The sequence below is a fragment of the Lysinibacillus sp. genome, from assembly GCF_032093475.1.
GTDB classification, from domain to species: domain Bacteria; phylum Bacillota; class Bacilli; order Bacillales_A; family Planococcaceae; genus Lysinibacillus; species Lysinibacillus irui.
Genome location: NZ_DAMDAY010000036.1, coordinates 1 through 14,183, shown reverse-complemented (window position 1 = coordinate 14,183; position 14,183 = coordinate 1). Strand labels below are relative to the sequence as shown.

Annotated in this window: 14 protein-coding genes, 1 pseudogene and 1 riboswitch; of the genes and pseudogenes, 10 read left to right on the top strand and 5 right to left on the bottom strand. The window is 37.8% G+C overall.

The features are described 5' to 3' along the window. From RT445_RS09915 to RT445_RS09890, 6 genes are all read left to right on the top strand, one after another. A partial coding sequence (locus tag RT445_RS09915) for a DNA gyrase/topoisomerase IV subunit A (protein ID WP_313470482.1) occupies positions 1-1,947 on the top strand: 1,947 nt, incomplete at its 5' end. A gap of 128 nt (positions 1,948-2,075) precedes the next feature. Beyond that, positions 2,076-2,186, top strand: a riboswitch (TPP riboswitch). Between the two features lie 157 nt (positions 2,187-2,343). Beyond that, the gene (locus tag RT445_RS09910; RefSeq protein WP_274793192.1) at positions 2,344-3,339 is read left to right on the top strand and encodes an ABC transporter substrate-binding protein; all 996 of its coding nucleotides are present in this window, start codon (positions 2,344-2,346) and stop codon (positions 3,337-3,339) included. After that, positions 3,340-3,630, top strand: a complete 291-nt coding sequence (locus RT445_RS09905) for a thiamine-binding protein (protein ID WP_274793191.1) — start codon at positions 3,340-3,342, stop codon at positions 3,628-3,630. It begins immediately after the preceding gene. Then, a complete protein-coding gene (locus RT445_RS09900) occupies positions 3,630-4,403 on the top strand; it encodes an ABC transporter permease (protein ID WP_274793190.1) in 774 nt (257 codons plus the stop codon). The genes RT445_RS09905 and RT445_RS09900 overlap by 1 nt, the downstream gene beginning before the upstream one ends. Next, the gene (locus RT445_RS09895) at positions 4,378-5,127 is read left to right on the top strand and encodes an ABC transporter ATP-binding protein (RefSeq protein WP_274793189.1); all 750 of its coding nucleotides are present in this window, start codon (positions 4,378-4,380) and stop codon (positions 5,125-5,127) included. The genes RT445_RS09900 and RT445_RS09895 overlap by 26 nt, the downstream gene beginning before the upstream one ends. Then, positions 5,117-5,866, top strand: a complete 750-nt coding sequence (locus RT445_RS09890; protein WP_274793188.1) for a TatD family hydrolase — start codon at positions 5,117-5,119, stop codon at positions 5,864-5,866. Before RT445_RS09895 ends, RT445_RS09890 begins: the two co-directional genes overlap by 11 nt. A gap of 47 nt (positions 5,867-5,913) precedes the next feature. On the opposite strand, the gene RT445_RS09885 is transcribed toward RT445_RS09890, so the two are convergent. From RT445_RS09885 to RT445_RS09865, 5 genes and pseudogenes are all read right to left on the bottom strand, one after another. Next, entirely contained in the window at positions 5,914-6,090 is a 177-nt protein-coding gene (locus RT445_RS09885) for a hypothetical protein (protein ID WP_274793187.1), read from the bottom strand. A 95-nt stretch (positions 6,091-6,185) separates the two neighbouring features. Next, on the bottom strand, positions 6,186-7,730 hold the full coding sequence (locus RT445_RS09880) for a solute symporter family protein (protein WP_274797330.1): 1,545 nt from the start codon (positions 7,728-7,730) through the stop codon (positions 6,186-6,188). Between the two features lie 8 nt (positions 7,731-7,738). Further along, positions 7,739-8,077: a DUF485 domain-containing protein gene (locus RT445_RS09875; RefSeq protein ID WP_274793186.1), complete on the bottom strand. Its 339-nt coding sequence runs from the start codon at positions 8,075-8,077 to the stop codon at positions 7,739-7,741. 481 nt (positions 8,078-8,558) lie between these two features. After that, positions 8,559-10,112 (bottom strand): annotated as a pseudogene (locus RT445_RS09870) (solute symporter family protein). Then, positions 10,109-10,447, bottom strand: coding sequence for a DUF485 domain-containing protein (locus RT445_RS09865; protein ID WP_274793184.1), 339 nt, complete (start codon positions 10,445-10,447; stop codon positions 10,109-10,111). Before RT445_RS09865 ends, RT445_RS09870 begins: the two are co-directional and overlap by 4 nt. Positions 10,448-11,032: 585 nt before the next feature. Here RT445_RS09865 and RT445_RS09860 point away from each other — a divergent pair. From RT445_RS09860 to RT445_RS09845, 4 genes are all read left to right on the top strand, one after another. Continuing rightward, positions 11,033-11,629 (top strand): SCO family protein, encoded by a 597-nt coding sequence (locus RT445_RS09860; RefSeq protein ID WP_274793183.1) that lies wholly within the window; start codon positions 11,033-11,035, stop codon positions 11,627-11,629. Between the two features lie 197 nt (positions 11,630-11,826). Next, positions 11,827-12,162, top strand: coding sequence for an ArsR/SmtB family transcription factor (locus RT445_RS09855; protein WP_274793182.1), 336 nt, complete (start codon positions 11,827-11,829; stop codon positions 12,160-12,162). A 26-nt stretch (positions 12,163-12,188) separates the two neighbouring features. Beyond that, positions 12,189-13,187 (top strand): NADP-dependent oxidoreductase, encoded by a 999-nt coding sequence (locus RT445_RS09850; RefSeq protein ID WP_274793181.1) that lies wholly within the window; start codon positions 12,189-12,191, stop codon positions 13,185-13,187. Between the two features lie 275 nt (positions 13,188-13,462). Continuing rightward, positions 13,463-14,134, top strand: a complete 672-nt coding sequence (locus RT445_RS09845) for a GntR family transcriptional regulator (protein WP_274793180.1) — start codon at positions 13,463-13,465, stop codon at positions 14,132-14,134. Positions 14,135-14,183 lie beyond the last annotated feature (49 nt).

Below are 14,183 nucleotides of genomic sequence, written 5' to 3'. Positions count from 1 at the left end.
TTCCCTAACTTACTAGTGAATGGATCTACAGGGATTTCGGCGGGGTATGCGACAGATATTCCGCCACATGCTTTAGATGAAGTGTTAGATGCCGTATTAATGCGCTTAGATAAGCCTACTGCGACAGTGGATGAATTAATGACGGTCATTAAAGGGCCAGATTTCCCGACAGGTGGTATTATCCAAGGCGTTGACGGCATTAAAAAAGCATATGAAACGGGTCGCGGTAAAATTATTGTCCGTGCACAAGCGGTTGTGGAGCCTATTAAGGGTGGTAAAGAGCAAATTGTTATCACAGAATTACCATACGATGTCAATAAGGCGAATCTTGTGAAAAAAATTGATGAGCAACGCGTAGATAAACGTCTTGAGGGGATTGCGGAAATTCGTGATGAATCTGATAGAACTGGCTTACGTGTTGTCATTGAACTGAAAAAGGATGTACCAGGACAAGGAATTCTTCAATACCTATTTAAAACAACGGATTTACAGGTAGCATATAATTTTAATATGATTGCCATTCATAATCGTCGTCCAACAATGATGACCTTACCATTATTATTGGATGCCTATATTGCCCATCAAAAAGAAGTAGTCACGAACCGTTCCATTTACGATTTACAAAAGGCGAAGGATCGTTCCCATATCGTGGATGGGTTAATTAAAGCCCTTTCCATTTTAGATGAAGTGATTGCAACAATCCGTTCTTCTAATGATAAAAAGGATGCCAAGCTTAATTTACAGGCGAAGTTTGATTTTACAGAGGTACAGGCAGAGGCGATTGTCAGCTTGCAATTATACCGTTTAACCAATACAGACATTACAGAGCTTCGACAAGAACAGGACGAGCTAAATAGGTTGATTGCTAAGCTAGAGGGGATTTTACAAAGTGAGGCAAAGCTTGTACGTGTCATTAAACAAGAATTGCTTGATATTAAGAAACGCTTTACAGAGCCTCGTCGCTCAAGAATTGAGCAAGAAATTGAAGAGATTAAAATTACCTTAGATGTTCTTGTACCAAGTGAAGAGGTTGTCGTAACCGTAACGAAGGATGGCTATATTAAACGTACTTCGACACGTTCACATGCCGCCTCAAATGGTCAGGATTTTGCGATGAAGGATTCGGATTACTTATTGTATGAAGCAACCTTAAATACACAGCACCATTTACTCCTATTTACAAATCGAGGCAATTATATTTATCAGCCTGTTCATGAGCTGCCAGATATTCGCTGGAAGGATCTTGGTCAGCATATTTCAAGTATCGTGCCAACGGGTGAAGATGAGTCAATTATCGCTGTATATGGCTTTGAAACATTTGATCAACCAAATACGTACATCTTCACTGCGACAAAGGATGGTCAAATTAAACGCTCTCCACTTGCCGATTACGCGGTGACACGTTATTCAAAACCAATTAAAACGATGAATGTGAAGGCTGGCGATGCCATGATCTATGCAGCGTTTGTGACGGATGACGTGGAATTGATGTTAACAACAGATACGGCTTATTCAATTCGTTTCCCAATGGAGGAATTACCAGTAACAGGTGTAAAAACAGGCGGAGTAAAGGGCATTACGCTAAAAGATGGGGAAGCCTTAGTCGGTGTGAATGTGCTACAACCTGATCAAACGCAATATGTTGTCATTGTGACACAGCGTGGGGCTGTTAAGAAAATGAATGTCGCAGAGGTTGAAGTAGCCAGTCGTGCAAAACGTGGTCTAAAAGTATTAACAGAATTAAAAGCAAATCCGCACCGCATTGTGGCCGTTATTCAAGCAACAGATGAGGAGCAAATTGTTATTGAAACAGAAAAAGGTGTGCAAGAGGTGTTAGATGTCCAAGCATTGACTCGTGCTGATCGCCATTCCAATGGATCGTTTAAAGTGGATATCGCAACAGATGGGGCTATTTCCCATGTTCTAACGACCCAAAAGGAACAATAACCAAGCTTTTTTAACGCCCAGTCTCTTTTGTGAGCTGGGCTTTTTTTGGTGTAAAACGGTTAAACCAAATTAGTACCTTGTCTTTTAAGAGTAACTATGGGTATAATAATCAACGAAAAGTTCATAGCGAAAGAATGTAGGGGGGCTAGTAGTTGCTAGCTGAGATTGTGTCCGATAGACGCTGACCCTTTGAACCTGATTTGGCTCGTACCAGCGTAGGGAACATCTATTCAAAAAAGCAAAGTTTTGAAGATTGATTGCAATTTACGTCTGGGAGGAATCCTAGGCGTTTTTTTATATTTTCAAACACCTCTTGCCCATCGTATTTACGCTTTCTTTCTGGTGACACGCATTCCTTTATGAACACTTTCATATTACAAACTGGGAGGACCTAGCATGAAAAAATGGTTATTTATTCTATTGGCTGCACTTGTAACATTAGTGGGCTGTAGTGACAAGGAGGACAAGCAGGCAACTGATAAGCTAAAAAAGGTGTCAGTAGTACTGGATTGGACTCCGAATACAAATCATACAGGGCTGTATGTCGCGAAAAAGCTTGGTTATTTTGAGGAACAAGGCTTAGATGTTGATATTATGATGCCAGGGGAAGCGGGAGCAGATCAGCTTGTAGCTTCTGGTAAGGCAGAATTTGGGGTAAGCTATCAGGAAGGCATCACACAGGCACGTGTCCAGGATGTACCACTTGTTTCGATTGCCGCCATCATTCAGCATAATACATCGGGCTTTGCTTCGATTGCTTCTAAAGGGATTACCTCACCAAAGGATTTCGAAGGTAAAACTTATGGCGGTTGGGGAGCCCCACTAGAGCAAGCGGTACTCCAATCGTTAATGCAAACAGAAAATGCCGATATTAATCAATTAGATATTGTCAATGCAGGTGATTTAGATTTCTTCACGATGATGGAAAAAGATATTGATTTTGCGTGGATTTATTATGCATGGACAGGTATTGAGGCAGAGCTTCGTGGGGAAAAGATTAATATGTTGTATTTAACGGATTATAGTGATCAGTTGGATTATTATACGCCTGTTTTGGCTACTAATGAAAAAATGATAAAGGACAATCCTGATGTTGTAAAAGCCTTTGTTGCAGCTGCTTCTAAAGGTTATGAATACGCAATCGAGCATCCGAGTGAGGCTGCAGATATTTTACTAGAAGCGGCACCTGACTTAGATAAAGAATTAGTGCATAAAAGTCAAGAATGGTTAGCTGATAAATATCAGGACGATGCGAAGCAATGGGGAGAGCAAAAGCTTTCTGTATGGGAAAACTATGCTAATTGGATGTCTAGCAACAAGGTATTAGAGGGCGAGTTTGATGCAAAGCAAGCCTTTACGAATGATTTCTTACCTAAAAAGGAGGCCAAATAAATGGCAAATTCATTAATCAGTGTCCAAATTATCCCGAAAACAGAGAAATATGAGGATGTCATTCCTTATGTGGATGCAGCCATTGCTGTGATTGATGCATCTGGTGTGAAATATGAAGTACATCCGCTAGAAACGACGATGGAAGGTGAGCTGTCAACATTGCTTCAACTTATTGAGAAAATGAATGACAAGATGATAGAGCTTGGTGCTATTAATGTGATTACACAAGTGAAAATACTCTATCAGCCAACTGGTATTACCATGGATACATTAACGGAGAAATATCAGTAATGAAACAAGCGTTTCAAAAGGGAAGGACGATCATCTTTATCGCCTTCCTCTTATTCATCTGGGAACTAGTCGTGCATGTGGCTGAAGTTCCCCATTGGCTTCTACCTGCACCAAGTCGTATTCTGATGGAAGGCTTTCAATCGTATCCAACCTTTTTACCACATGCTTTGGCTACGGTGCAATTGGCCATATTAGGTCTTGCTATTGGTATTGGTTGTGGATTAACGGTAGCTATTGTGTTGCATCGATTTTTGTTTATTCGGGAGTTGTTTTATCCGATTTTGATCATGTCGCAAAATATCCCAATACTTGTCTTAGCACCGCTGCTCATAATATGGTTTGGCTTTGGCTTATTACCAAAGCTCATTATTATTTGCCTTGTGTGCTTTTTCCCGATAGTCATTGCGGCCATGGACGGATTTCGTCAAACTTCACCTGAATTAAAGCACTATTTTGCGATGATTGGTGCGACAACTTCGCAAACTTTTTGGAAATTGGAATGGCCGCATGCATATCCTGCTATATTTTCAGGCGTTAAAATCGCTGCTACATACAGTGTCATGGGTGCTGTCATTGCAGAGTGGCTTGGTGCGAAAAAGGGTATTGGCGTATATATGACCTTAGCTCAATCCTCCTTTCGCACGGATCGTGTATTTGTCGCGATTTTTGCCATTGTTTTGTTAAGCTTACTGTTGTTTAGCAGTATACGATTTATAGAAAAAATCATGGTGAAGGGGAGAGGCAACCATGCTCAGCATTCAAAACATCAGTAAATCCTTTGATGCCCTGCAAGTCCTTGAAGATCTGTCCTTTGAGGTTAAGGATGGCGAGTTTGTAGCTATTGTGGGTCCTTCAGGAAGTGGTAAAAGTACGTTGTTTCAATTAATAGGTGGTGTCTCTTCAATCGATCATGGGGCCATTTTATTAAATGGAGAGGATTTACAGCAAAAGAGAGGGACGATTGGCTATATGCCCCAGCAGCCTTGTCTATTGCCTTGGCGTACCATCTTAGAGAACGTTACCATCGTGGAGGAATTACAGCGTAAACCAAACGTCGAACGTGCCAAGGAATGGCTAGAAAAGGTTGGTCTTGGGTCCTTTATCGATGCCTATCCAAATGAACTGTCAGGCGGCATGCAACAGCGAGTCTCCTTCATACGTGCCTTAGTTAGTGATAAGCCCATTTTATGCTTAGATGAACCCTTTTCGGCGCTAGACGAATTTACGAGATTGGAAATGCAGGCATGGCTTTTATCTATCTGGGAAGAGTACCGGAAATCTATTCTATTTGTTACGCATAGTATAGAAGAGGCTCTCTTTTTGGCAGATCGAATATTAGTCTTAACGAAAAGGCCTGCAACGGTTAAAAAGGAAATGATCGTACCGTTTGCTAGACCTCGCCGAGAGGAAATTCGTCATTCTGCTGCATTTACAGCCTTAAAGCAACAATTATTTATGTATTTACAAGAAGAAAAGGGTGATATGCATGCTGATTGATGCTCATATTCATTTAGATCAGTATAAAGATGAGGAGATTCCAACTTTGCTAGAAGATGCCGATTTTGTCATTGCGGTTAGCATGCATTTGACATCATGCCAAAGGACATTGCATTTATCAAACAGCTATCCTCAAGTTAAGGTAGCTTTTGGCTTTCATCCTGAACAGTCTTTACCAAGTCAATGTGAAGAGGATGCACTATTTGATTGGATTCGTTGTCATGCAGATGAAATGGTCGCTGTTGGAGAGGTTGGCCTTCCTTATTATTTAAGGCAAGAACATGCTATTGATGACCGTCCTTACGTGGTGCTATTAGAGCGTTTTATTGTTTTGGCAAAGGAACTTAACAAGCCGATTATCTTACATGCTGTCTATGAGGACGCTGCCATCGTATGTGATTTGCTTGAAAAGCATCAGTTTCATCAAGCTCATTTTCATTGGTTTAAAGGGGATGAAACTGTAGTGAAACGCATGATTCAGCATGGTTATTTTATTTCCATCACCCCTGATTGTTTGTATGAAAAAGAAATTCAACAGTTGATTGAAACGTACCCTATTGAACTCATGATGGTCGAAACAGACGGTCCTTGGCCGTTTGAAGGTCCATTTACGAATAAGCGAACATCTCCGTGGATGATGCATTCGACGATTGAGGTGATCGCGCATATTAAGGGGCTGTCAACACAGGAAGCGGCTAAAATCATTAGTGAAAATACTAAGAACTTCTATCAGCTTTAATAGTTCTTCTGCATTAAAGTTAAGAAAAAAGCAGTATAGGGTACGAATTAGTCGTCCTTATACTGCTTTTTATGTTTTGAGTAATCATGCTCTAATTTTTCATTCTTTGTTTTTGTTACACGTTCATGTGTACTAAAGGAGATCGATTGTCGATTTTTTTCAACATCCTTGCCTACTGTCCGTTTAACATGCATTCGTTGCTTTTTAGCTTTAGATTGTGACATACATTTACCCTCCAATCCTTTCTAACATTATAGTAGCGAATAGGGGAGAAAAAGTAAAACCTCGTAAGCAAGATACTTACGAGGTTCTCATGGTATTAGTGAGATACGTCCTGTACAGAAATACCTGTGTTAGCTTTCACGTCTACTTCACGATATTTCGACTCATCACTTTCTTTAGATAGTAATGTGCCAATAAAGCCACCAAGGAAACCAAGTGGTACAGAAATTAAAGCAGGATTCGTTAACATGATTAATGGTTCACCAACGAAAATGGCCTTACCTTCAACTGGATTCCACACGTTTGGTGAAATAGCTACTAATACTAATGCTGAAATTAAACCTGTTAACATCGCTGTTACAGCACCAGCTGTATTAAAGCGTTTCCAATAAATTGTGTAAATGATAACTGGAAGGTTAGCAGATCCTGCAATACAGAATGCTAGAGATACTAAGAATGCAACGTTTAATGTTTGTGCACCAAGCGCTAATAGGATAGAAATAACAGCAATTGTAATCGAACCAATACGAGCTGCAAGAACTTGCTCTTTTTCTGTAATTTTACCCTTTTTAATAATTTGTCCATAAATATCATGTGATAGGGCAGATGCACCTGACAGTACAAGACCTGCTACTACTGCAAGAATTGTTGCGAATGCTACCGCACAAACAAATGAGAATAGAATGTCGCCACCAAGTGCTTCTGCAAGAAGTGGGGCAGCCATGTTACCAGCTGCGTTTGCCGCGATAATGTCTTCTTTCCCAACGAATGCTGCTGCACCGAAACCTAAGAAAATAGTTAGAACATAGAAGATACCTACAATCCAAGTTGCCCAAATAACCGAAGAACGAGCTGTTTGTGCGTCTTTTACTGTGAAGAAACGCATTAAGATATGTGGTAGCCCCGCAGTCCCTAATACTAACGCAATAAGCATTGAGATAGTATCAAGTCCATCCGTATATTTTAGACCTGGGTTTAAATAAGCAGCACCACTATCAGTAGCTGTTGTCATTTCTTTGAACATTGTAGATATACTGAAGCCGAACTCTTTTAATACTAAGAACGAGATAATTACTGTACCTAACATTAAAAGACAAGCTTTAATGATTTGTACCCAAGATGTTGCAGTCATACCACCGAATAGTACGTAAGTTGTCATCATGAAACCAACGATTAATACGGCGATCCAATAGTCGATTCCTAAAAGTAATTGAATAAGTGCTCCTGCACCAACTAGTTGTGCAATCATGTAGAATAAAACAATTGTAATAGTGCTTAAAGCAGCTGTTCCACGTACTTTTGCGTTATTGAACCGCGCTGTAATCATGTCAGCTAATGTAAATTTCCCTAAGTTACGTAATGGCTCAGCTACGATGTATAACACCACTAAGTAAGCTACTAAATAACCAATAGAGAAGAAGAATCCGTCAAATCCAAATAATGCTACTGCACCAGCGATACCTAGGAAAGAGGCTGCTGATAGATAGTCACCAGCGATAGCTAGTCCATTTTGCCAGCCTGTTAAGCCACCACCAGCAGTGTAGAAATCACTTGCTGAAGATGTACGTTTAGAAGCCCACCATGTAATAACTAAAGTTAAACCAACAATGGCTACGAAGAAGAATATGGCTGTAAAGCTCATTCCATTACTCATAGGCGGCCACCTCCGTTTTCATATTCAGCGATGATCGCTTTTGCTTCTTTATCAAAACTGTTTGCTTTCGCTACATATAAATGACATAACCCCCATGTCATGATGAATAGCCCTGCAGAATAGATCCACACCCAAGTAATTTCCCCAAATGCCTTTTGGTGTAGAATTTCCGTGTATGATGTCAGAATTGGTAACATCATGTAGGCCAATAAAAATATGGCAGTTATAGACCAAAGAAAAGAGTTCTTTCTTCGTACAAGAGCCTTAAATGATTCTTGGTTAGCAATTGCATCATAGTCAATCACGACACCTTTTTTCGCTTGATTGTTCGCCATTAACATTCCCCATTTTGTGTATATTTTTTCTGCCTCAAGACTAAAATTTGCTAGTTTAGTGAATTCACATTTTCATTTTATGAAACAGTTCACAAAATTGCAATACATTTCAGAAAAATTATGTAAAAAAAATTTTTCTGAAAATAGTCCTAGGAGAGAAAAAATGGCACAAAGTCAAGGGTATAAAGGGTTTTAGAAAATTCAGATAAATAAATGAAGTAAAGAGAAATCTAGATTCTTGATAAAAAAAGGAGGGTAAATTTACAAAAAAATCTCGTTTTTTTAACTAAAAATAAACACTATTCACCTAGTGGAAATTGGATTTTTTCTGTTTTTTGGAAGAGGAATAGTATTGTTCGATAAATAAATTGGTAGATATCGAATAACAAAAAAGGCGAAAAACTCGACCAAAAATCGAATTTTTTGCCTATTTTTTTGCACTTTTTGAATTGAGATTCATTATAAGAGAGGTGTATAAATATTAATGAGAAATGTCCGATACTGACACACCCGTATTCGCTTTCACGCGAATTTCTTTATAAATACGTTCTGCCTCTTCCTGTGGTACTTTACTTGAAGAAAGAACTGTACCTAGATATCCAGCAACAAAGCCTAGAGGAATGGTAATGATAGCTGGAACCGCAAGTGGGACAAGTGGTTGTCCTACAAAGATTGCAGCACCTTCAACTGGGCTCCACACATTTGGTCCCATCGCTCCTAAAATTAAACAAGATACTAATCCTGTTACCATTGCCGTTACAGCACCTGTAGAATTAAATTTCTTCCAATAGATTGTATAAAGGATAACAGGTAGATTGGCTGAAGCACCGATACAAAAGGCAAAGGACACTAAGAATGAAACATTTAAGCTTTGAGCGAATAATGCAAGAATTATAGATACAATGGCAATCGAAATGGAGCCAGTACGGGCAGCTACCACTTGTTGCTTTTCTGTTAATTTACCTCCTTTCATGATTTCTCCATAAATATCATGAGATATCGCAGACGCCCCAGTTAACACTAAACCTGAAACAACGGCTAAAATAGTCGCAAACGCTACGGCACCGATAAATGCCATCAATACATCGCCACCTAAATAATGGGCAAGTAGTGGGGCAGCCGTGTTACCAGCCTTACTTTCAGCAAGAATTTGATCAAGCCCAACAAAGTTTAATGCACCAAACCCTAGGAAAATCGTTAATGAGAAGAAAATAGCTGTAATCCAAGTTGTCCAAGAAATTGATGCACGTGCTGTCTTGGCATCCTTGACTGTAAAGAAACGCATTAAAATATGAGGTAAGCCAGACGTTCCTAAAACTAAAGCCATCATCATAGAAACAGAATCAATAGTACTTGTGTATTTTATTCCGGGTACAAGGAATTCCTCACCATGATCTACGGCAATTGTGTCAAACATTTTCATAAGAGAGAAGTCAAATTTCACTAATACTAATACGGCTAAAAGACCTGTCCCAAATAATAATAAGCTTGCTTTAATGATTTGTACCCAAGAAGTCGCAGTCATTCCACCAAACAAAACATAAGTTGTCATCATAACGCCGACAATTAACACAGCAATCCAGTACTCAATTCCAAACAATAGCTTAATTAATGCACCGGCACCTACTAGCTGTGCAATCATATAAAGAATGACAATAATAATAGTGCCTGACGCAGCTACACCACGGATACGTTTTTCATTAAAACGAGCCGTTAACATATCTGCTAATGTATAGCGTCCTAAATTACGCATAGGCTCAGCAATGACATAAAGTAGCACTAAATTTGCCACTACATAGCCTACAGAGAAGAAGAAACCATCAAAACCTGTTAAGGCAATCGCACCAGACACCCCAAGGAAAGCTGCGGCAGATTAATAGTCACCAGCAATCGCAAAGCCATTTTGCCACCCCTTTAAACCACCACCAGCTGTATAGAAATCAGCTGCAGAGGACGTACGCTTTGCTGCAATATAAGTAACCACAAGTGTTAAGCCGACAATAGCTAGAAAGAAGCCGATAGATACAATGTTCATTTATTTTCTCCCTTCGCATGATATTCTTCGAGCACAGCAGCTGCAGCTTTATCGAATGAAGCCGCTTTTTTTACATATACTGTACAAAGCACAATGGTCATGATAAATAAGCCTGCGGAATATACCCATACACCCGTAATATTTCCGAAGAATTTTTGTTGTAGTACAGGCTGGAAGGCAAGGATCGGTAGCAAGATATAAAGGATAAGAAACACTGCTGTAATCGAGAAAAGAAACGTATTTTTCTTTTTCACAAAGCTATTAAACGATTCCATTGCCTCTATTGCATGATAATCAATAGACTGAGCCTGTTTTTTTGTTGAAACGTTCACCATTATTATTCCCCCTAAAGTTATATATTTCTGTTTCAAACGACATATTTCTTTTTCGTTCGTCGTTATATTCACTTATTTTATGAGGGAGAATCTTATAATGCAATACTAAATTTTGAGTTTTTATAATTTTTAGTCACTTTGAATCATAGGAAATAATGTAGAAATAATAAGGAATTGTTAGAAAATAAATTTATAAAAGAGAGAATGAATTTTTATTGAAATAATATTATTAAAATAGTTTGTTGTTAATAAAGGTGAATGTAGAAGAAAATAATAACCTAAAAGAGAATATTGTGTTTTATATTATTTTAAGATTAAATTTTGCATAGGATCTAAAGGTGGATAATTGTGTTATATAACAATTATCTGATGCCTTGGGAAATAACAAAAAATAATAAAAAAACTTCTAAAAAATTTTTTTAAAAATAAGTTTTGTTTTAAAGATTTCACATGATAATATACCAAAAAAAGTTAATGTTCACAGGTTACACAAAAAGCGATCTGTAAGTAAGTTCATTATCTTGTATTTAGCTTGTATTATGAATAAAATAAGGTGATGAAATGAAGGGAAGTGGGGCAACTCAAATGAAAAAGAAAAGTATACTGCTAGTTTTAGTTTTAGCCTTAAGTAGTATTTTAGCTGCTTGCGGAGGTTACAAGTTTGAGCCAACATTAAATCTTGAGGTTCAAGATTTTACAGTAACCAATCAAAAAAATGAACAAGTACGCCTCGATGATCTGAAGGGAAAACCGTGGTTAGCCATGTTTATTTTTACAAACTGTACGACCATTTGTCCGCCAATGACATTTAATATGACAGAGGTCCAACAGGCACTTCAGGATGAGGGTTTAGAGGATTATCAAATTGTCGCCTTTAGTGTAGATCCAGAAGTGGATAAGCCAGAAGTATTAACGAATTACTTAAATACGTATAATGTTGTGGATGACAGCAAATGGCAGTTGTTAACAGGCTATCAACAAAAATTCATTGAACAATTCGCACGTAAATCATTCAATTCATTAGTTAAAAATGATCCTAACTCAGACCAAGTCATACATATGTCAAACTATTATTTAGTAAACGCAGACGGCACAGTTGTCAAAGACTATGATGGCGCGACAAACGTACCAGTAGAAACTATTGTTGGAGATATGAAAGCTCTTATAAAAGAAAGCAAATAATGCAGAGGTCCATGTGACTTCTGTGTTTTTTTATTGTCATAAGGGAAGAGTATAAGTTATTGACCTTCTCACTTTGATTCGTCTCGATTTTCTTTCTCAATATTGCAAAGAGTACACCATTACGATATTGTTGTTTTCAGTTATCGTTCATTAACTTAAACTATTGAACTAATGAAATAAAGGAGGCTTCGAAATACATGAATAAACAGGACCAGCTTTCCATGATTAAGGACGACTTTATGAATTGTCAAAAGGTTCTATTGGCGATTGGTGATGAAACCCGACAATCAATTTTATTGGTTTTAATGGGAACAAATTGTCAAACTGGATTGCGTGTAGGAGAAATCACGGAACAAACACATCTTTCTCGACCGGCTGTGTCACATCATTTAAAGATTTTACGAGATGCTGGTGTTATTTTAATGCGAAAAGAAGGTACAAAAAATTTTTATTATATAGATATACGTACAAAATTAGGGTTATTAAAAAATCTTGTCTTAGATATCGAGACATTGTTAACGGAATATTATTGACGATAGATGATTTGGAGGAATAAACAATGAAAGCAATGGTGATTGATCGATATGGTAAAGCCCCAATGAGGTTGGCAGAAATGCCTACACCTGAAATTAATGAATTTGAGGTACTCGCTGAAATTCATGCAGCTAGTATTAATCCAATTGATTTCAAAATACGTGATGGAAAGGTGAGGCTGTTAATACAATATAAAATGCCTCTTATCCTTGGCAATGATTTTTCCGGTGTTATTGTAAAAGTAGGCAAAAAAGTAACTCGTTTTAAAGTTGGGGATGAAATATATGCGCGCCCAAGGAAAAGTAAAATTGGTACCTTTGCGGAATATATCTCCATTCATGAAGATGATATCGCCCTAAAGCCTAAAAATTTGAGCTTTGAAGAAGCTGCTTCGATTCCACTAGTAGGATTAACCTCATACCAAGCCTTACATGACATCATGCAATTACAAAAAGGTCAAAAGATATTAATTCATGCTGGCTCTGGTGGTGTTGGAACATTTGCAATTCAACTGGCAAAAGCAATGGGTGCCACAGTTGCTACAACGGCAAGTGAAGCTGGTGCCAATTTAGTGACCTCGTTAGGTGCAGATAAAGTGATAAATTATAAGAAAGAAAACTTTGAAGCTATTTTAAAAAATTACGATGCTGTCTTTGATACGCTTGGAGGAAAGACACTAGAAAAGTCTTTCAAAATTATTAAGAATGGTGGAAATATTGTAACCGTATCAGGCAGGCCAAATGCCCGCTTCGCCAAGGAATATGGTTCAGGATGGTGGAAAACCTTGTTATTTTCAGCAGCAAGTCGTAAGTTGACTGCACTGGAAAAGAAACATCATGCTCAATACTCATTTTTATTTATGAAGCCAAGTGGCGATCAATTGCGTATTATTGCTGATTTGATTGAGTCTGGTAGCATCAAACCAGTTATTGATAGAACTTTTTCATTTGAAGAAGCAGAAAAGGCTATGAAATATGCGGAATCTGGTAGAGCTAAAGGGAAGATCATAGTAAAAATTAAATAATATCATGTTCTAGCAAATGTTTCGTTTGTACAAACATGCCCTTCACGGTTTACGTTGTTAATTGTTTATTAGAACATATGTAGGCTGGAGAAGGGCTTTCTTTATGATATTGCTTCACTTGCCCAGAAATTTCTGAAAAAACAAAAAATGATGTTGACTTATGATAATCGTATTTTGTATTATGTATACATAAAACATAAAGAGTTTAAACCATTCATATAAATTCAATTTTTTAATTTCGTATGGTAAAGACTTAATAAAAAGGATGGATTATTATGGAAGGGGCACAATTAAAGCCGATTGAAAAAGAAAAAACAACACAGGACAAAGTGTATAAAGAAATTAAAAAAGCTATTTTATACGGTGGTATAACTAGTGATGAAATTTTTACAGAAGTTCAATTAGCCGAAAAATTAAATACGTCAAGAACGCCGGTAAGAGCTGCTCTTCAAGACTTGATAAAGGAAGGCTTACTTGTTTCTGTTCCAAGAAAAGGAATGACTGTGAAAAAACTTACCGAGGATGAACAAAAGGAAGTCTTTTTATTAAGAAGTGCAATTGAAGTAGAGGCAGTAAAAAAACTCATACAGATCATTACATCTCCTGATCAATTAAAATCACTAAAGCTCATTGTGGAGCAACAGGAAGAGGCGCTGCAAAATGATGATGCGATTCGTTTTATTGGACTCGACCATGAATTCCATCTATCACTTACAAAGTTAGCTAAATTTACTATTATGGAACAAATGCTGACGAATCTTCATAATCTAACACAGCTTATGGGTTTAAGAGCTGTTAGGCAGCCAGGACGAATGAAAAGTGTGCTAGAGGAACACCAACAAATTATTCAAGCTATAGAGGAAAAAAATCCTGACGCAGCTTCTGAAATGATTTTACATCATTTAGAAAAGACGAAAGAAACGTTAATGGTTATGGATAATTCCTAATAGCCATTAATGCTTTGAAGGGAGGTGTTAAAGGAAGTTACTACTGACT